The 19,539-nt window shown below is 64.4% G+C and carries 15 protein-coding genes; 5 read left to right on the forward strand and 10 right to left on the reverse strand.

Going from position 1 to position 19,539, the window contains the following annotated elements:
* Positions 1–46: 46 nt before the first annotated feature.
* The 7 genes from BVH03_RS08695 to chvE all read right to left on the reverse strand — a co-directional run bounded on the left by BVH03_RS08695 (position 47) and on the right by chvE (position 8,386).
* Positions 47–934, reverse strand: a complete 888-nt coding sequence (locus BVH03_RS08695) for an SMP-30/gluconolactonase/LRE family protein (RefSeq protein WP_075960791.1) — start codon at positions 932–934, stop codon at positions 47–49.
* A 2-nt stretch (positions 935–936) separates the two neighbouring features.
* Positions 937–1,842: a 2-dehydro-3-deoxygalactonokinase gene (locus tag BVH03_RS08700; RefSeq protein ID WP_075960792.1), complete on the reverse strand. Its 906-nt coding sequence runs from the start codon at positions 1,840–1,842 to the stop codon at positions 937–939.
* Positions 1,843–1,861: 19 nt separating this feature from the next.
* Positions 1,862–3,607, reverse strand: coding sequence for an L-arabinonate dehydratase (araD, locus tag BVH03_RS08705; protein WP_075960793.1), 1,746 nt, complete (start codon positions 3,605–3,607; stop codon positions 1,862–1,864).
* Complete coding sequence (locus tag BVH03_RS08710; protein WP_075960794.1) at positions 3,604–4,386, reverse strand: SDR family NAD(P)-dependent oxidoreductase; 783 nt, start codon at positions 4,384–4,386, stop codon at positions 3,604–3,606. The genes araD and BVH03_RS08710 overlap by 4 nt, the downstream gene beginning before the upstream one ends.
* An 80-nt stretch (positions 4,387–4,466) precedes the next feature.
* Entirely contained in the window at positions 4,467–5,672 is a 1,206-nt protein-coding gene (gene mmsB, locus BVH03_RS08715; protein WP_075960806.1) for a multiple monosaccharide ABC transporter permease, read from the reverse strand.
* Between the two features lie 14 nt (positions 5,673–5,686).
* Entirely contained in the window at positions 5,687–7,213 is a 1,527-nt protein-coding gene (gene mmsA, locus BVH03_RS08720; protein ID WP_075960795.1) for a multiple monosaccharide ABC transporter ATP-binding protein, read from the reverse strand.
* Between the two features lie 108 nt (positions 7,214–7,321).
* Entirely contained in the window at positions 7,322–8,386 is a 1,065-nt protein-coding gene (chvE, locus tag BVH03_RS08725) for a multiple monosaccharide ABC transporter substrate-binding protein (protein ID WP_075960796.1), read from the reverse strand.
* Between the two features lie 231 nt (positions 8,387–8,617).
* Between chvE and BVH03_RS08730 the strand changes: the two genes are divergently transcribed.
* Entirely contained in the window at positions 8,618–9,547 is a 930-nt protein-coding gene (locus BVH03_RS08730; RefSeq protein WP_075960797.1) for a LysR family transcriptional regulator, read from the forward strand.
* 57 nt (positions 9,548–9,604) lie between these two features.
* Here the strand turns inward: BVH03_RS08730 and tpx are convergent, their stop codons facing one another.
* The 3 genes from tpx to BVH03_RS08745 all read right to left on the reverse strand — a co-directional run bounded on the left by tpx (position 9,605) and on the right by BVH03_RS08745 (position 15,577).
* On the reverse strand, positions 9,605–10,105 hold the full coding sequence (tpx, locus tag BVH03_RS08735; RefSeq protein ID WP_075960798.1) for a thiol peroxidase: 501 nt from the start codon (positions 10,103–10,105) through the stop codon (positions 9,605–9,607).
* A gap of 109 nt (positions 10,106–10,214) precedes the next feature.
* Positions 10,215–13,886 (reverse strand): translocation/assembly module TamB domain-containing protein, encoded by a 3,672-nt coding sequence (locus BVH03_RS08740; protein WP_075960799.1) that lies wholly within the window; start codon positions 13,884–13,886, stop codon positions 10,215–10,217.
* On the reverse strand, positions 13,883–15,577 hold the full coding sequence (locus BVH03_RS08745; RefSeq protein ID WP_143485923.1) for an autotransporter assembly complex family protein: 1,695 nt from the start codon (positions 15,575–15,577) through the stop codon (positions 13,883–13,885). Before BVH03_RS08745 ends, BVH03_RS08740 begins: the two co-directional genes overlap by 4 nt.
* Before the next feature lie 176 nt (positions 15,578–15,753).
* Here BVH03_RS08745 and xthA point away from each other — a divergent pair, with 176 nt between their 5' ends.
* The 4 genes from xthA to BVH03_RS08765 all read left to right on the forward strand — a co-directional run bounded on the left by xthA (position 15,754) and on the right by BVH03_RS08765 (position 19,356).
* Positions 15,754–16,566, forward strand: a complete 813-nt coding sequence (gene xthA, locus BVH03_RS08750) for an exodeoxyribonuclease III (RefSeq protein WP_075960801.1) — start codon at positions 15,754–15,756, stop codon at positions 16,564–16,566.
* 76 nt (positions 16,567–16,642) lie between these two features.
* The gene (locus BVH03_RS08755; protein WP_075960802.1) at positions 16,643–18,022 is read left to right on the forward strand and encodes a substrate-binding domain-containing protein; all 1,380 of its coding nucleotides are present in this window, start codon (positions 16,643–16,645) and stop codon (positions 18,020–18,022) included.
* A gap of 153 nt (positions 18,023–18,175) precedes the next feature.
* Positions 18,176–19,168: a TerC family protein gene (locus BVH03_RS08760; protein ID WP_075960803.1), complete on the forward strand. Its 993-nt coding sequence runs from the start codon at positions 18,176–18,178 to the stop codon at positions 19,166–19,168.
* Positions 19,165–19,356 (forward strand): hypothetical protein, encoded by a 192-nt coding sequence (locus tag BVH03_RS08765; RefSeq protein ID WP_075960804.1) that lies wholly within the window; start codon positions 19,165–19,167, stop codon positions 19,354–19,356. The genes BVH03_RS08760 and BVH03_RS08765 overlap by 4 nt, the downstream gene beginning before the upstream one ends.
* The last annotated feature ends 183 nt before the right edge of the window (positions 19,357–19,539 follow it).

Here is a 19,539-nt window from a genome sequence, read left to right on the forward strand (position 1 = left end):
GCTGCGAAAATCGACGAACCTGGGTTCAAAGATCATGAACAGCTTCTCAGAGAATCACCTGGTGCTCGGCCTGCCCCTGGGCTGGCACATCCACGGCGAACAGCTTGCCGGCGTGGGGTTCGGCAGCGAGCTGATCACCCTCCAGGCCCTCGCGGGCGGAGGTGGCGAACAGCGTCGACAGGTCCGGCCCCGCGAATGCCGGGCAGGCTATCTGCGAGGCGGGAAAGGCCACGGCCTGCACGAACTGGCCGTTGCTGTCGTAGCAGGCGACCCGTGAAGCGCCCCACTGCGCATTCCACAGTCGCCCCTGGCTGTCGACCACGGCGCCATCGGGATTCAGGCCGGCCACACGGCCATCGATGAACGGCTGCGCTTCGCCGCTCGGCCAGCCATGCTGTTCGTCCAGCGCCTGGCGCCAGATGCGCTGGCGTTCGGTATCGGCGAAGTAGGCGAAGCGTCGATCCGGCGAGAAGCAGATGGCGTTGCTGATGGTGATATCGGCGAACAGGCGGCGCAGCTCGCCCCGGTAATAGCGATAGATGGCACCCGCCTGGGGCTGCGCTTGCAGGCCCATGGTGCCGATCCAGAAACCACCCCAGGGGTCGGCGCGGCCGTCGTTGGAGCGGGTCAGCGGATTGTCCGCCTCCAGAGCGCAGATCCGCTCGCGGGCGCCGCTGCGCAGGTCGAAGATCGACAGCGCGGTTTCGCTGGCCATCAGCAGGCGATCCTCGTCGATCCAGCCTGCCGCCGAGGCGCGCTCATCGAAGGCCCACTCCAGCGGCTGGCCGTCGCGCTGGCTGAGCAGGCGGCGGCCAAGGATGTCGAACCAGAACAGCTGCTCGCGCCGCGGATGCCAGAATACGCCCTCGCCCAAGATGCATGTCCGCGAGTCGACGATGCGGGCGGCAGTACTGCCGGGGGGGTGTACAGCCATGCCTAGAAACCTCCGCTGATGTGCTGATGGGCAGCTGCCAGACCGGCCAGAGTAACCTGTTCGGCACCCAGGGTTTGCGCGGCGATGCCCAGGGTCGTCAGGGCATGACGATAGCGCTCGGCCACCTCGCCATCACCAATTATACAGACCGGCAAGCCCTGCCAGTGTTCAGACAACCCGGCCAGCTCCTGGCCGATCAGCAGACCGGACAGGCGCGAGCGCGCCGCAGCCGGTGCCAGGCCTTCGAGGAGGCTTTCGGCACGCAGGCCGAACAGCGCGCCGAGCAGCGGGCGCTCGGTGGCGGCGCACAGGCCCGCGTCGAACGCCGGCAGATCCAGGGGGTGATCGCCCTGCATGCCATGGCGCAGCACCGATTGGCCGCTGAGCAGCGCAAACAGCTCGCCGGTCATGAAGGTCTGGAAGCCGGTCACCTGGCCAGCCCGAACTTCAGCCCACTTGCTGTGGGTGCCGGGCAGGCAGACCAGGCCGTGATAGTCCGGCCATTCGGCCAACAGGCCGGCGATCTGGGTTTCCTCGCCACGCAGCACGTCGGCCGGCGCGCGCTGGCACAGCCCGGCAATGATCGACACGCGCAGGCGTGCATCGCTTACTTCGGGCCTGATCACCTGCGCCATCGCCTGAGGCGCGCAAGGCACCTCGGCATAGGGTGCTTCGCGCCAGCCCTGGCGTGCGCCAACCATGCCGCAGGCAACCACCTCGGTGACGCGATCGGCCCGCAGCCAGCCGTCGATCAGCTCGAGCAACGCCGCCTCGAACTGATCCACCGCCAGACTGCCCATGCCGCTCGCCGACGCGGCGCGATGCAGCACATTGCCGTTGGCGGCCAGTGCCCAGGCGCGCAACTGCGTGGTGCCCCAGTCGACGGCAATCCAGCTGACCTCGCTCATGTGCGCCGCCCTCTCCTGCTCAATGACTGTCTTTGGGAATGCCGGCACCGCGGCAACCCTTGAGGAAGTCGAAGTCCGCGCCGCTGTCGGCGCCCTGCACGTGGTCGTGGAACAGCTTGATGTAGCCGCTGGTCGGTGCCTCGACGCTGGGCTGCCACTCGGCCAGGCGCTGGCGCAGTTCTTCATCGGGAATATCCAGGTGGATGCGTCGCGCTTCCACGTCGAGTTCGATCATGTCGCCATCGCGCACTACCGCCAGCGGGCCGCCCGCCGCGGCTTCCGGCGTGGTGTGCAGCACCACGGTGCCATAGGCGGTGCCGGACATGCGCGCATCGGAAATGCGCACCATGTCGGTGATACCCTTGCGCAGCACCTTGGGCGGCAGGCCCATATTGCCCACCTCGGCCATGCCTGGATAACCGCGCGGGCCACAGTTCTTCAGCACCATGACACAGTGTTCGTCGATATCCAGGTTCTCGTCGTTGATCTTCGCCTTGTAGTCGTCGATGTCCTCGAACACCACGGCGCGGCCACGGTGCTGCATCAGGTGCTTTGAAGCAGCCGAGGGTTTGAGCACCGCACCACGAGGTGCCAGGTTGCCGCGCAGCACGGCGATGCCACCCTTGGCGGTGAGGGCTTTGTCCACCGGGCGGATGACGTCTTCGTTCCAGTTGCGAACGCCCTTGACCTCCTCCCAGAGGGTTTCCCCGGAAACGGTCAGCGCGCCCTTGTGCAGCTTGCCGCCCTCGCCGAGCATGCGGATCACCACCGGCAGGCCGCCGGCGTAGAAGAACTCCTCCATCAGGTATTTGCCCGACGGCATCAGGTTGACGATGGTCGGGATGTCCTGGCCCAGGCGATCCCAGTCGTCCAGCGTCAGGTCGACGCCGACGCGCCCGGCGATGGCCAAGAGATGGATCACCGCATTGGTCGAACCGCCGATGCTGCCGTTGACCCGGATGGCGTTCTCGAACGCCTGACGGGTCATGATGTCGGAGGGTTTCAGGTCGTCCTTGACCATCTGCACGATACGCCGCCCGGTCAGGTGCGCCATCACCCGGCGGCGGCTGTCCACGGCTGGAATCGCCGCATTGCCGGACAGTGCCATGCCCAGCGCCTCGGCCATGCTGGCCATGGTGCTGGCGGTGCCCATGGTGTTGCAGGAACCCGGCGAGCGCGACATCGACTGCTCGGCCTCGAGAAAATCCTCGCGGCTCATCTTGCCGGCCTTGATGTCTTCGGACATCTGCCACAGCGCGGTGCCCGAGCCCACCCGCTCACCGCGGAACCAGCCGTTGAGCATCGGCCCGCCGGACACCACGATGGCCGGAATGTCGACGCTGGCCGCGCCCATCAGCAGCGCAGGCGTGGTCTTGTCGCAACCGGCGAGCAGTACCACGCCGTCCAGCGGATTGGCACGCAGCGCCTCTTCGACGTCCATTGCCGCCATGTTGCGGTACATCATCGCCGTCGGGCGCAGCGAGCTTTCCCCGGCGGAGAACACCGGAAACTCCAGCGGCAGGCCGCCGGCCTCGTAGATACCGTGCTTGACCCGCTCGGCCAGGTCGCGCAGGTGCGCGTTGCACGGCGTGAGCTGCGACCAGGTGTTGCAGATGCCGATCACCGGGCGACCATCGAACAGGTCGGCCGGCAGGCCCTGGTTCTTCATCCAGCTGCGGTGGTAAATGTGGTCACGCGAGTTGCCGCCGAACCATTCGGTGGAACGCAGCTTGCGCGGCCAGACTGCCGGTTTGAAGGTGCTCATACCCAACCTCCATCAACGATGAAATTCTGCGCGGTGCACATCGCCGCGGCATCGGATGCCAGAAACAGCGCCATGTCGGCGATGTGCTCGGGCAGCAACTGGCCGGGCATGCACTGGTTCTGGCGAATCTGCTCCTTGGCCGTTTCATCGACCCACATGGCCAGTTGCTTGTCGGTCATCACCCAACCGGGCACCAGGGTGTTGACGCGAATCCGCTCCTTGCCCAGATCCCGTGCCAGGCCGCGGGTCAGACCATGGGTGGCGGCCTTGCTGGCGGCATAGACCGGGTAGCCGGCCGAGGCCATCATCCAACCCACCGAGCCGAAATTGATGATCGAGCCGCCGCCGGCCTGGCGCATCATCGGCACCACTGCCTGGGTGGCGAAGGTGGCGTGGCGCAGGTTGACCGCGATCAGGTCGTCGAAGCGTTCGGTGCTGATCGAATCCAGGGCATGGCGCACGTCGTTGGCGGCGTTGTTGAGCAACGCGGTGATCGGCCCGAACTGCTCGGCGATCTTGTGGATGGCCGCCTGGTAGGCCTTGACGTCGGTGATGTCGCAACGCAGGAACAGCACCTGGTGCCCCGCCTCGCTCAGCTCGCTGGCCAGGGCCTTGCCGTGCTTGTCATCGATGTCGACGAAGGCGGTGCGCGCGCCCTGCCTGGCGAACGCCGTGACCAGCGCGCGACCGATGCCGGTGGCGCCACCGGAAATCAGCACGGTGCGCCCGGCCAGGTCGGCGTACAGCGCCTTGCCTGAAGGTTGATTGCGGCTGTTCATGACCTGTTACCTCATGTTCATCCCGCGGCGCCCAGCTGTGCCCGGCGCCCGCGGTACTGCGGAAATAGGTGGGTGGCGCCTCAGCGCGATTTGCTTTTGTTGACCACGTCGAATATCACCGCGGCCAGCAGCACCAGGCCCTTGATCACCTGCTGCCATTCGATGCCAATGCCGAGGATCGACATGCCGTTGTTCATAACGCCCATGATCAGGGCGCCGATCACCGCGCCGATGATCTTGCCGACGCCGCCGGACATCGACGCACCGCCGATGAACACCGCGGCGATCACGTCCAGTTCGAACGACACGCCAGCCTTGGGCGTGGCGGTGTTGAGCCGCGCGGCGAAAATCAAACCGGCCAGGGCGGCGAGCATGCCCATGTTGACGAAGGCGAAGAAGGTCAGCCGCTCGGTGTTGATGCCCGACAGTTTGGCCGCCTTGACGTTGCCGCCAATGGCGTAGATGCGCCGGCCCAGCGTGGTGCGATTGGTCAGGAAGGTGTAGGCGCTGATCAGCATGGCCATGATGATCAGCACGTTGGGCAGGCCGCGGTAGGTGGCCAGGAGATAGGCGATATAGACGATGGCGCCGGCGATCAGCAGGTTCTTGACCGCGAAGAACAGCCCTGGCTCGTCGACGATACCGTAGCGCTTGGCGCGGCGACGGGCGCGCAGCGCCAGGTAGATGATCAGCGCAGCGGCGAACACGCCAAGCACGATGGCCGTCACGTTAGGTCGTTTGACCCCGAAGATGTCCGGGATGAAACCGTTGCTCATCAGCTGGAAGCTGCTGGAGAACGGGCCGATCGACTGGCCATCGAGCACCGCCAAGGTCAGGCCGCGGAACACCAGCATGCCGGCCAGCGTCACGATGAATGACGGGATCTGCCAGTAGGCGATCCAGTAGCCCTGGGCCGCACCGATCAGGCAACCCATCAAGAGGCATACCGGCACCACCAGCGAGGTCGACCAGCCCCACTGCACCATCATCACCGCCGCGGCGGCGCCGACGAAGCCGACCACCGAGCCCACCGACAGGTCGATGTGCCCGGAGACGATCACCAACAGCATGCCCAGGGCCATGATGATGATGTAGCTGTTCTGCAGCAGCAGGTTGGTGAGGTTGACCGGGCGCATCAGCGTGCCGTCGGTGAGCACCTCGAACAGCGCCATGATGACCACCAGGGTCAGCAGCATGCCGTAGTCGCGGATATGGCTCTTCATGTGCCCCAGCAGCGAAGGTCGCGCCACCTGCTGTGTTTGGGCGGGTTGGTTGTTGGTATCCATCGCGTTGTCCTCGTTCACGCCTTGACGATCATCGACATGATCTTTTCCTGGCTCGCCTCTTCACGCGCCAGTTCGCCCAGGAAGGCGCCTTCGTTCATTACGTAGATGCGGTCGCACATGCCCAGCAGCTCGGGCATCTCCGACGAAATGATGATCACGCCCTTGCCGTCGGCAGCGAGCCCGTTGATCAGGCTGTAGATCTCGAACTTGGCACCGACGTCGATGCCGCGGGTGGGCTCGTCGAGAATCAGCACCTCGGGTTTGGCGAACAGCCATTTGCTGAGCACCACTTTCTGCTGGTTGCCGCCGGACAGGTTGAGCACCTTCTGGAACACCCCCGGCGTGCGAATGTGCAGTGCCTCGCGATAGTGTTCGGCGATGCGCCGCTCCTCGTGCTCGTCGATCACACCGTGCTTTGACACGCCCGGCAGGTTGGCCAGGGTGGTGTTGCACAGGATGCTTTCGTCGAGCACCAGGCCCAGGGCCTTGCGATCCTCGGTGACGTAGGCGATGCCGTTGTCCACGGCGCGGCGTACCGTGGACACATCGATCGGCTGGCCACGCAAGAACACGGAGCCGGAAATGTTGCGCCCATAGCTCTTGCCGAACACGCTCATGGCCAATTCGGTGCGCCCTGCCCCCATCAGCCCGGCGATGCCGACCACTTCGCCGGCGGACACGCGCAGGTTGACGTTGCGAATCATCTGCCGCGAGGTCGACTCCGGGTGCCAGACGTTCCAGTCGCGGATCTCCAGCAGCGTCTCGCCGATCTGCGGCGTACGATCCGGGTAGCGATTCTCCATGTCGCGGCCGACCATGCCGCGAATGATGGTTTCCTCGCTGACCGTTTCGCTGTGGCAATCCATGCTGCTCACCGAAGCGCCATCGCGCAGGACCGTGATGCTGTCGGCGACGCGGCTGACTTCGTTGAGCTTGTGGGAAATCAAAATCGAAGAAATCCCCTGGGCGCGAAACTCCAGCAACAGGTCGAGCAGCTTCTGGCTGTCGTTTTCCTGCAGCGCCGCGGTGGGCTCGTCGAGGATCAACAGCTTGACGTCCTTGGCCAGCGCTTTGGCGATTTCCACCAGTTGCTGCTTGCCGACGCCGAGCTTTTCGACCGGTGTGGTGGCCACCTCCTCGAGGCCGACCTTTTTCAGCAGCGTTTCGGTGCGCCGGTACACTTCCGGCCAGTCGATCACCCCGCTGCTGGCGATCTCGTTGCCGAGAAACAGGTTCTCGGCGATGGACAGCAGCGGCACCAGCGCCAGCTCCTGGTGAATGATGATGATGCCTTCGCGCTCGCTGTCGCGAATGCCGCCGAAGGCCAGCGGTTTGCCTTCGTAGACGATCTCGCCGTCGTAGCTGCCGTGCGGGTAGACACCGCTGAGCACCTTCATCAGGGTCGATTTGCCGGCGCCATTCTCGCCGCACAGGGCGTGGATCTCGCCACGGCGCACCTTCAGGTTGACGTCGTTGAGCGCCTTCACGCCCGGGAACGTCTTGGTGATGCCGCGCATTTCCAGAATGATGTCTTGCTGCATGGCTTTATCCGTCGGCAAGGCACGCGCCAACCGCAGCGGGCGCGCCATGCTCAGGTAAACGAAAAGGTAAAGGGCCGGCAGCGGGCCGTGCTGCCGGCGCAGTCGTGCTTACTGGACCTGGTTCTTGGTGTAGTAACCGCTGTCGATCAGCACCTTTTCCCAGTCGCTCTTGTCGACCGTGACCGGTTGCAGCAGATAGGCCGGCACGACCTTCTTGCCGTTGTCGTAGGTCTTGGTGTCGTTGATCTGCGGCTCGCTGCCTTCGAGCAGCGCCTTGACCATGCCGACGGTCACTTCGGCGAGCTGGCGAGTGTCCTTGAAGATCGACGAATACTGCTCGCCAGCGAGGATCGACTTCACCGAGGGCACTTCCGAATCCTGGCCGGTGACGATCGGCATCGGCATGTCGCCGGAGCCGTAACCGACGCCCTTCAGCGACGACAGCACACCGATGGAAATGCCGTCATAGGGCGACAGCACGCCGTCGAGGCGCTCCTTGGTGTAATTGGCGGACAGCAGGTTGTCCATGCGCGCCTGGGCCGTGGCGCCGTCCCAGCGCAGGGTGCCAACCTTGCCCATACCGGTCTGCCCGGAAAGGATCTTGATCTCGCCCTTGTCGATCAGCGGCTGCAGTACCGACATCGCGCCGTTGTAGAAGAAGTAGGCGTTGTTGTCGTCAGGCGAGCCGCCGAACAGCTCGACGTTGTAGGGGCCCTTGCCGCGCGCCTGCATGCCCTTGACCAGGGATTCGGCCTGCAGCACACCGACCTTGGTGTTGTCGAAGGTGGCGTAGTAGTCGACGTATTCGCTGTCGCGGATCAGGCGGTCGTAGGCGATCACCTTGATGTCCGCCGCATTGGCGTTTTCCAGAGCGTTGGTCAGCGTGGTGCCATCGATGGCGGCGATGACCAGGACGTTGACGCCCTTGACCATCATGTTCTCGATCTGCGAAACCTGGGTGGGAATGTCATCTTCGGCGTACTGCAGGTCGGCCTTGTAGCCGGCTTTCTCCAGCTGCTTGACCATGTTGTTGCCGTCGTCGATCCAGCGCGCGGACGACTTGGTCGGCATGGCGATACCGACGAAGCCCTTTTCGGCCGCGCCGGCGGATGCCGCACCGACCAGGGTGGCGCCCATGGCCATGGCGGCCACGAGTTTACGGACTGTGTTCATTCAGCTTCTCCTGGCGACGTCTGGCGCGCTCAGGGACGCGCGACATCGCGATTATTGTTGTTCGGTCAACGAAGAGCTCAAAGCAGCCCTGACGATAGAAGCGCACCTCATATCAAGCAAATTCATATTTCGCGCAAGTGCATACCAATGATGATATGCAGCGGATCGACAGCACCGATTCCGGGGCGCACACTCGGTCACGCCCTCATAACCACAATAACGAGCGACACCATGGACATCGGCATCGCCCGCCACCTCAAGATCCCCCAACTCCGCCTGATCGCCGCCATCGCCGAGCATGGCCAGCTCGGCCTCGCGGCGGACGAGCTGACCGTCACCCAGCCGGCCGCCTCACGCATGCTCGCCGACATCGAACACACCCTTGGCGCGCGCCTGTTCGAGCGCCACGCCAAGGGCATGCTGCCGACGCTGATCGGCCGCGCCCTGGCCCGCCGCGCGCACAACATGCTGGTAGAGCTGCGTGACCTGGCCCAGGACGTCGAGGAGCTCAAGCGCGGCGAGGGCGGCATGACCACGGTCGGCGCCGTTACGGGGGCGGCGGTGGGTTTCGTGATTCCCGCCATTCGCCAGCTCAAGGCCATCTCTCCGCGCGCCGACGTACACGTCAACGTGGCCGCCAGCGACGAACTGGTACACGACCTTGCCGCCGGCAAGAACGATTTCGTGCTGGCCCGTCTGCCCCGCGGCGTCAACCCGGCAGGCTTCGAGATCTACCCCGCGCGTACCGAAACCCTGAAGCTGATCGTGCGCCAGGATCATCCGCTGGCCAACGTCGACCAGGTGACGCTGCGCGACCTGTCACCTTACGAATGGGTGATGCAGAGCCACCGCGCACCGATCCGCGAGGCGGTGGAAACCGCCTTTCTCAGCGCCGGCGCCCCGCTACCGACCAACATCACCAACACCACTTCACTCCTGGCGATGATCGCCATCCTGGTGTCGTCCTCGGCCATCGCGCCGCTGGCCAGCGAAGTGCCGGACCTGCTGCTCGGCGATCAGGTCGGTGCCAAGCTCAAGGTGCTGCCGCTGAACGTGACCATCGAGATGTCGCCCTACTACTTGCTGCTGGTCAAGGGCCGCGAATTGTCGCCAGTGGCCAACCGCCTGCGCCGGCTGGTCAGCGCGGCACTGAACACATGAGCTGCAGAAACGAAAACGGCCTGCACAAGGCAGGCCGTTTCGGGTAGCGCGGGTGGCTTACTTGAGCGCAGCCAGGGCCGCGTCGTAGTTCGGCTCGTCAGCGATTTCGCCGACCAGCTCGCTGTGCAGCACCTTGTCGTTCTCGTCCAGCACCACCACGGCGCGGGCGGCCACACCGGCCAGCGGGCCGGTGCTCAGGGCCACGCCGTAGTCCTTGAGGAACTCGGCGCCGCGCATGGTCGACAGGTTCTGCACGTTTTCCAGACCTTCGGCGCCGCAGAAGCGCGCCTGAGCGAATGGCAGGTCAGCGGAGATGCACAGCACCACGGTGTTGGTCAGCTTGCTGGCTTCGGCGTTGAACTTGCGCACCGAGGTAGCGCAGGTCGGCGTGTCGACGCTCGGGAAAATATTCAGCACTTTGCGCTTGCCCGCCAGGCTGCTCAGGCTGACATCCGCCAGGCCAGCGCCAACCAGGGTGAACGCCGGCGCTTGCTGACCGGCTTGCGGCAGTTGGCCAGCGACGTCAACCGGGTTACCGCGCAGGGTTACTTGTGCCATGAAACGATCCTTCTCTTGATGGGTGGAAACACGCAGGGAACGTCATCCTACGCCAGTAACGGCGGCCCGCAAACGCTTATCTTGGCGCCGCGAGCCGCCGGCTACCGGCCTAGAAATCCCGCTTGTAGAACAGGTCCAGGGAGCTGGCCAGGCCGCTGGCCGCCTCCAGATACAGGCGGCGCGTCAGGGCGTAACGCAGGGCCACGGTGTTGACCGGCTCGAACACGCCGACGCCATAACGCAGGCTCAGGCGCTCGGACAAGTTGCCACTGGCCACCACGCTGGTGCTGCGGCCGCTGCCATCGGTGTCCAGCTGGAAATCCTGGATGCCCAGGCTTTCGGCGACCGAGCCGGTGACCCCGGAGCTGCCGGCCACGCCGAGGGCCAGCGCCGCCTGGGCAAGCATGTTGTTGTCCTCGTTGCCGGTGGACAGCGGGCGCCCCAGCACCAGATAGGACAGCGCCTGCTCCTGGCTCATGGCCGGTTCGGAAAACACCTCGGTACGTGGCTGCTCGGCGCTGCCGGTCACGCGCAGACCGGCCACCACGTTGTCGACCTTGCGGATCGCCTCGATATCCAGAAACGGCTGGTCGATCGGCCCGGCGAACATCAGACGCGCCCGGCGAATGGTCAGGCGCTGGCCGTAGCCACGAAAGTTGCCCTTGTTGAGGTTCAGCTCGCCGCGGGTGTCCAGGTCGTCACCGATGTGCACCCTTCCGGCCAGTTCGGCGTTGAGTCCGAAGCCGCTGAAGGTCAGCTTGTCGCTGCCAACGTCGACGTCGATATCCATGTTGATCGCCACCGGCTGCTTTTCGCGAGCCTCGGCGCCGACGATCACCGCATCGTCGGAGACCTTGACCGTCGACGGGGGCAGCTCGCGCACCACGATCTTGCCGCGGGGAATCGACACCTTGCCACTGACCGACAGCCGATCGTCGGCCAGGCGCACCTGCATGTCCGGCTCGACCTCCAGGTTCGCGTAGGGCTCGACGGTTACCGGCAGGCGATTGCCCTGCACGTTGAGGCTGCCTTCGAGCGCTCCGCCCCAGGCCAACGCGCCACTCAGCGTGCCCTGCCCTTGCTCACCGCTGCGCCATCCCCCATTGAGCTGCAGGCTTTCACCGGCGATCAGCACGCGAAGCTGCAAATCTTCGAAACTGGTGGGCAGTTCGCCGCCGGAAACTTCGCCGCCGCTCAGCGCCAGCTGGCCATTGACCAGCGGTTTGAGCAGGTCGCCGGACAGCGTGCCACTGCCATTCAACTGCCCGGCCAGGCGCTCGACCATGGGCACGAATGGGCGCGCGATGGCCAGATCCAGGCCGTTGAGGCGGAACTGGCCGGATAACGGTTTGTTCGCCGGGCGCGGGTCGAGCTGAGCCTGCACCGACAATTCGCCGATACGCGGCCCCCGCAAGCTCAGCTCGCTGTCGATGCGCTGAGGCCGCAGCTCGCTGCTCAGGCGCAGGCTGTCGTAGGTGAAATCGATCCACTGTTCGTTGTCACGCACGCGCCAGGTTCCGCTGCCGGCATCCACCACCACGCGGCCACTGGGCCCCGCTGCCGGCAGATCCAGACGCACGTCGGCATCGAGGCTACCCTGCCAGGCGAAATCCTTCGGAAACCAAGGCGAGAGGCTGTCGAGCGGAAAATTGGCCAGGCGATAACGGATCTTCGGCTCCGGCAGCAGGCGCTGGTTCTCGCCGCACAGGCTGGCCCCACCGGAACGCAGGCAATGGGCACCAAGGTCGATCTCGCCACTGGCCAGCCGCACCAGGGAGGCCGGTGCCTGCAAGCGCCAGTCCTGCCCGCCGGCCTGTATCTCGACGCGGCTCAGGCGTCCTCGCCAGTTGCCTTGGTCCAGGGTGCCGTCCAGTGCCAGGCTGGTTTGCAACTGCGGCCCGTCCAGACTCAGGTCCATCCGTTGCTGACGCTGATCACCTGTGCCATTGACCGTCAGGTTGCCGAACTGGCTGTCACCGCTGGCGATTCCCTGCCCACGCAGCTGCAGCCTGGCCTGCCCGTTGCCTTCCAACGTGGCGTCCAGCCCCAGCTGGCGCAGGCGGGTTTCCTCGAATGCCAGGCCCTGACCGTTCAGCGTGAAGGTGCCTTGTGGCGCCTGCAAGCTACCAGCCAGATCCAGTCGTCCGGTGGCCTGGCCCTGCAAGCCCGGCCACAGCTGGCCAAGCCGATTGAGGGCAATCCGCAGCTGCCCTTGCAAGCGCTGCTCCAGCTGGCCGCTGCCGTCGATACGGTTGTCGCCCAGGCGCACGCTGAGCGCGCTTACGTCCCAGCGTTCGCCAGCGCCGGCGACGCGGGTTTGCAATTGCGCCGGCTGGCCACGAAGGCGGCCTTGCAGGTCGAGATCACCGGTCAGTTCCAGGCGGCCGTCGCGCAGCTGGCCCTCGCTGCGAATCGGCCCGGCAATTCGCCCAGGCAGCTCGGCAACCCAATAGGCGGGGTCGAAATCGCTGACCTGCAACTGGGCGTCCCAGCGGATCGCCTCGGCAAAACCCACGGTGAGCTGGCCATCGATCTTGCCCTGGCCGGCGCGCACCTGCAGCTGCGGCAAATGAATCTGCTGCAGATCGCCGCTCAGCGGCGTCTGCACACTGAACGCCCCAGCGGGGCCATCCAGTTCTGCGGACAGATTGCCCAGGTAGTTGCCATCCTCATAAGCGAGGTCGCCGGTGAGCTTGTTCAGGGTCACCGGCGGCGCCTCGTCCATTGGATACAGGCGCTGCCAGGGGAAATCCCGCCAATCGACGTGGGTGTCGGCGCTGAAACCTTGCTGCCAATCCAGGCGTCCATTGACGGCCAGATACTGGTTCTCGGCGGCTGCCAAACGCAGCGTTGCGACATCGGCGCCGGTTGCATCGACGCGCCCGCGCAGTGCCAGGGCAACCGGGCCATCCTCCGCAGGCAACGTGGCGACGCCGTCAATGCCATAACCGTCCTGGAGATTGCCCGCAGCCTTTAGCGTGACGCCGTTCAGGCGCAAGGTGTCGGGCAGCGAATCGTCCGCCTTGAAACCATCGGCGCTCAGCGTGAGCGTTGCCGGAACATGCTCGACCAGCGGCTGCACCTCGCCGCTCAGACGGCCCGCCAGGTAACCGGAGCTGTCGACCACCAGCGCCAGGCTCTGGCGCAGGTTACCTTCCACCTGTAGCGCCAGGTTCCAGCGCGTCTCACCGGGGGACGGTAGCGTCACGCTGCCCTGCAGCGACAGCGGCCATTGTTCACTGGGCTGCACGCGCCCCTGCAGATCGATGACCAGGTCATCTCGCTGCACGTGCAGGCGGCTGATGTTCAGGCCCTCGCGGGCCCAATCCGCGGCGAGTTCGAGCCCTTGCAACTGATCGTCGCCGTTGAACTGCAGGCTGCCGATCCACACCTCGCCGACCTCCAGAGCCACCGGCAGATCCAACTGCGGCAGGCTGAAGGGCTCGTCACTTGGCGGTTCGTCGCTTGGCGCGAATTTCAGCTCGATGCGCTCGCTGCGCAACGTGTCGATGCACAGCGTCAAACGCAGCAGGCACGCCGGCGACCAGTCGAATTGTGGTTGCAACACCAGCACTTGGTCGTCGCCCTGTCGCCAGCGCAGCTGCTCGGCCGTCCAGTGCCCGCCCAGGCGCCCTTCGAACCCATCGACCTGCAGCCCGGGCACCAGGCCAAGCGTCCAGCGACTGCCAGACGACGTAGCGAGCATCCAGGCCAACAGCACGATCAGCAGCGCCAACAGGCCGGCCAGGCTCAGGCCGACATACTTGAGTGCGCGCCTCATAGTTCCGGCCCCATGGAGAAGTGCAGCCGCACCCCGCCCTCGTCATCCAACGGATGCGCCAGGTCCAGGCGCAATGGCCCTACCGGTGACACCCAGCGAACGCCCACACCTACCGCACTTTTCAGTGACGGCATCTGCAGGGAATTGAACGCATTGCCGGTATCGTAGAACGTGGCCACCCGCCACTTGTCGGCGACGCTGTACTGATACTCGGCGCTGGCCGCGACCATATAGCGCCCACCAATCTTGTCGCCCTTGTTGTTCAGTGGCGACAGGCTCTGATAGTCGTAGCCGCGCACGCTCTGATCGCCACCGGCGAAGAAGCGCAAGGACGGCGGCACGGATGAGTTGAAACCCTTGGACTCGGTGCCGCCGAACTGGGCGCGACCCAGAAAGCGGTGGTTCTGCCAGAGCGTGGTCAGGCCCTTGGCCAGCACGTTGCCGTGTACTACATCGGAGTCGGACAGCAACCCATCCTTGGCCACCGAGGCATCGAACTGCAGTCGATAGCCGTTGTTGGGGTCTATGCGGCTGTCACTGTGCAGATAGGAGTAGCTGATGCCCGGCATCAACAGAGTGCTGAGCCCCGAATCGTCGCCGAGGCGATACTCCTCGCGCTGCCACTTCAGGGAAATCACCCGCTGCCAGCCGCTGTCGAGCTTGCTGTGCCATTCCGGGCCGACGGTCAACAGGCGGCTGAGGCTGTCGGTGTTGGCTAGTTCCTCGTACTGATAACCACCGGCAATACGCAGCTTGTCGGTCATCGGTGGGTTGCCAGGAATGTCGTACCACAGGCCGACGTTCTGCCGCGGCGCCGACAGTTCCATTTCCGCGCCATAGCTGTGACCCTGGGGGTTGGCCCAGTGGCGCTCCCACTGGATGCGACCGCGAGGGCCAACGTCGGTGGAAAATCCCAGGCCCAAGCCCATGGTGCGTGGCAGGCGGGTCTGCAGATGCACGCTGACGGGAATCACCTGCTGCTCGGCCACCGCCGGGCTGGCATCGACCCGTACCGACTCAAAGTAGCCGCTGGCACGCAGGGCCTGGTAAAGCTCGGCGATACGCTCGGAGTCGTAGGGGGTATCCGCCGGGAACGGCACCATGCGCTGCAGCAGTTCGTCATCGAAAGGCATGTCGCCTTCGAAACTGACGTGGCCGAGGCTGTAGCGCGGGCCACTGTCGTAGACCAGTTCGATATCGGCCAGGCCGGCCTGAGGATCGATACGCAAGCTTTGCTTGGTGAAGCGGCCGCGAAAGAAGCCATAACGCGACGCCTGATTCTGAATGTGCCGTTTGGCCGCCTCGTAGCGGCCATGATTGAGCCGCGCGCCCTGAGTCAGCTGGGCGTCTCTGGGTAGCTGGAAGGCCCGCATCTGCGAGGCCGGGCCTTCGACCCTGACGGTGACGTTGCCGAGGCGCACCGGCTCGCCGGGAATGATCCGCACATCGAGCCGCGGCGGCGTCTGCTCGACCACTTCGCTGCTGATCTGCGCGTGGTAATAGCCCAACGCCTGGGCGGCTTTCTCGGCCTGGCCCTCGACCACGCGGCGCAAGCGCTGCAAGGCCTCGACGTCACGCTCGCCAAGATTGCCGATATAGCCCTCGACATTGCTCTTCAAGGCATTATTGGCCGGCTGCACGCTGACCACCAGGCGAGCATCCTCGGCCAACAGCGTGGCACTGAACAGCATGAGCGCGCATCCCGCGCCGAGTGTCGAAAATAGTCTCATGGCGGCGATGCTATCACGGCGAAAGCCCTGATCCAGCGCACTTACGTATCGAAACGATTTCCCGCCGCGCTGGCCGCCCGCCGACCGGATCGGCTAGCATCGCGGTTTTACCACCCGCTACGCTCAGGATCACCGACATGAAACTCGTTTCCTTCAACATCAACGGCTTGCGCGCCCGCCCGCACCAACTCGCAGCACTGATCGAGAAGCACCAGCCGGACGTGATCGGCCTGCAGGAAACCAAGGTCAGTGACGACCAGTTCCCCGAAGCGGAGATCCGCGACCTGGGCTATCACGTGCACTACCACGGTCAGAAAGGTCACTACGGTGTAGCGCTGCTGTCGCGCCAAGCACCCTTGGCGGTGTTCAAGGGTTTCCCGGAGGACAGCGAAGAATCTCAACGGCGTTTCATCTATGGCACCTATGCCGACGCCAACGGCAACCCCGTGACGGTCATGAACGGCTACTTCCCCCAGGGCGAAAGCCGCGACCATCCCACCAAGTTCCCTGCCAAGCAGCGCTTCTATGCGGATCTGCAGACGCTGCTGAGTAGCCGTTTCGCCCACGACCAGCCGCTGATCGTCATGGGTGACATCAATATCTCTCCCGAGGACTGCGACATCGGCATCGGCGAGGTCAACCGCAAGCGCTGGCTGAAGACCGGCAAATGCAGTTTCCTGCCCGAGGAACGCGAGTGGCTGGCCACGCTGAAGGGCTGGGGCCTGGTCGACAGCTTCCGCCAGCTGCACCCCGAGGTCGATGATCGCTTCAGCTGGTTCGACTACCGTAGCCGCGGCTTCGAGGACGAACCCAAGCGCGGCCTGCGCATCGATGTGATTCTGGCGTCGCGCGCCCTGCAGGATCGCCTCAAGGACGCGGGTATCGACTATGACCTGCGCGGTATGGAGAAACCATCTGATCACGCGCCAATCTGGCTGCAACTCGCCTGATCGACCGTCATCGTGTAGTCATTTTTCTGTCTTATCGTCGCAGCACTTCCGCCATCCCTTGCAAGGTGATTGCCGCATGCTGCGCGCCTCAATCCGCTGTAACCACGAGACCTGGAGCCGAACGGCGACCTTTCTGCTGCTCGGCTTCGTCCTCTACCTGAGCCCCTGGACGGCGTTCGCCGCGCTGCCCCTCCCGGCTGACGACCGACCGGTGCTGCGCATCCAGGGCTCGAACACCATCGGCGCCCAGCTCGGCCCAGCCCTGGTCAAGGGCCTGATGCAGGAGCAAGGGCTCAACGACATACGCACCCGCGTTACCCAGGAAAACGAACAGGCCGTCAGCGCACTGAATGGCGCGGGCCGCAAGATCACCGTGACCATCGCCGCCCATGGTTCGGGAACCGGCTTCAGCGCCATCGGCCAGGGCAGCGCCGAGCTGGCCGCCTCCTCACGGCCCATCAAGGATGCCGAAAGCGCCAGCCTGTCCTCGTTCGGCAACATGAAGAGCCGGGACGCCGAACAGGTCATCGCCATCGATGGCCTGGCGATCGTGCTGCATCCCAGCAACCCCATCAGTGCCCTGAGCACGCTGCAACTGGCGCAGATATTTTCCGGGGAAATCAGCGACTGGGCACAACTGGGCGGTCGCCCCGGCGCCATCGCCCTGTACGCCCGTGACGACAATTCCGGCACCTTCGATACCTTCAAGGAACTGGTACTGAGCGCCAACGGCAAGCAACTGTCCAGCAAGGCCAAGCGTTTCGAATCCAGCGAACAGCTGTCCGACTCGGTAGCTGATGATACCAACGGCATCGGTTTCATCGGCCTGCCCTACGTGCGCAAGGCCAAGGCGGTGGCCATCGCCGCCGGTGACTCGCAGCCCATGGCGCCGAGCGTGACGCTGATCGCCACCGAGGATTACCCGCTGTCTCGTCGCCTGTTCCTGTATGGGCCGCCGAAGAATGCCAATCCCTGGGCGCACGCCCTGCTGCAATTCGCGCAGAGCCCCCGCGGCCAGGCCATCGTGGCGAGTAACGGGTTCATCGCGCAAACCGTCGAAGCGGTGAAAGTCGAGGCGACCGCGGACATGCCGCCAACCTATCAGGCGCTGGCCCGCGATGCCCAGCGTCTGTCGGTGAACTTCCGTTTCCAGGAAGGCAGCGCCAACCTGGACAACAAGGCGCAGCAGGACCTGCGCCGCGTGCTCGATTACCTGCGTCAGCACGACAAGCTGCAGAACAAGGTGGTGCTGGTCGGCTTTGGCGACCCCAAGGCGGTGTCCGCACGTGCCGAGCTGCTTTCCAAATTGCGCGCCATGGCGGTACGCCGTGAACTGGCTCGCGAAGGCGTGATGATGCGCGAGGTCACCGGCCTGGGTGACGACCTGCCGGTCGCCGACAACGAAGGTGACAGCGGCAGGATCAAGAATCGCCGCGTGGAAGTCTGGGTTTACTGATTTCTCCAGGCACGCCCGGCACTTGCCGAACCGCATGTTTCATCCTAGCCTTATGGACACGTGACGCCGGGCCCCTCTGGCGATGAGCCCACCTCATCGTGATGTCGGAGTCACTAAGTTGAATCTCAACTTAGGCATCGACAGGGAGGGCCCATGACAGCTCTACATGCCTTTATGCTCACGCCGTTTCTCGGCACCCCGTACTACTTCTGGCTGGCATTCATCATCATCGTCATCGCGCTGCTGGTCTTCGACCTCGGCGTGCTGCACCGCGACCAACGCGAAATCGAAATGCGCGAGAGCCTGCTGCTCTACTCAGGCTATTTCAGCGTGGGCGTCGCCTTTGGCGGCTGGGTCTGGTGGGAACTCGGCGCCACCAAGGCACTGGAGTTCTACACGGGCTTTCTGGTCGAACAGTCGCTATCGATGGACAACGTGTTCGTCATGGCGATGATCCTCGGCTTCTTCGGCATTCCACGCAAATACCAGCACCGCGTGCTGTTCTGGGGGATCATCGGTGTGGTCGTGCTGCGCGCGATCATGATCGGCCTGGGAACCGCTCTGGTGCAGGAATTCGACTGGATTCTCTACGTGTTCGGCGCCTTCCTGCTGTTCACCGGGGTCAAGATGCTGTTCAGCAAAGACCATGACGAACATCCGGATCTGTCCCAGAACAAACTGCTGATCTTCCTGCGCAAGCGCATCCGCGTCACTGATGACCTGCACGGCGGCAAATTCCTGGTGCGCCAGAAGGATCCGGCCAGCGGCAAGATGTTGCTGTTCGCCACACCGCTGCTGCTGGCACTGGTGCTGATCGAGCTGGCGGATCTGGTATTTGCGGTGGACAGCGTGCCGGCGGTGTTCGCCATCACTCAGGATCCGTTCATCGTCTACACCTCGAACATCTTCGCGATCCTTGGCTTGCGCGCGCTGTACTTCGCCTTGGCCGCGCTGATGCATCGCTTCGTGTACCTCAAGTACGCGCTCGCCATTGTGCTGATGTTCATCGGCTGCAAGATTTTCCTGCACGGTTTCATCAAGGTTCCCGCCTTGCTCTCGCTCGGCGTTACCATGGGCGTACTGGCCGGCGGCGTGATCCTGTCGTTGCTGAAAACCCGTGACAAGAAACCTGCCGAGACGACGTGACCGAACAAGCTGTGCAGCTCGAGCGAATCGACAAACCCGATGGCGTACGCTGGTGCGTGCGCCTGGGCAAACGCACGCTGACGTTCGACGACGAAGGTGTCGCTCGCGCCTGCGCAGCCCAGCTTCATATGCGCCTTCAAGGCGAGAAGCTGAGCCTGGTGCCCGGCCCTTCGGGTGGAGCCGCTTAGGTTGCGCGGGAAATGGCCTCCACTGTCGTTGCAGGACTTGGCAAGGGAAAACGCGGACGGCTAGTTGTGATCTCTCAGTAGGTTGTTCATCCGGGGCGTTCCCGGAATTCTGGAAGCGCAACCAACACAGCCTTCCAGGAGCCCCGGATGAACTTGCATAAACATGCCCGTCTTACCCCTCGA

Origin of the sequence: Pseudomonas sp. PA15(2017) (assembly GCF_001945395.1) — a bacterium.
GTDB lineage: Bacteria > Pseudomonadota > Gammaproteobacteria > Pseudomonadales > Pseudomonadaceae > Aquipseudomonas.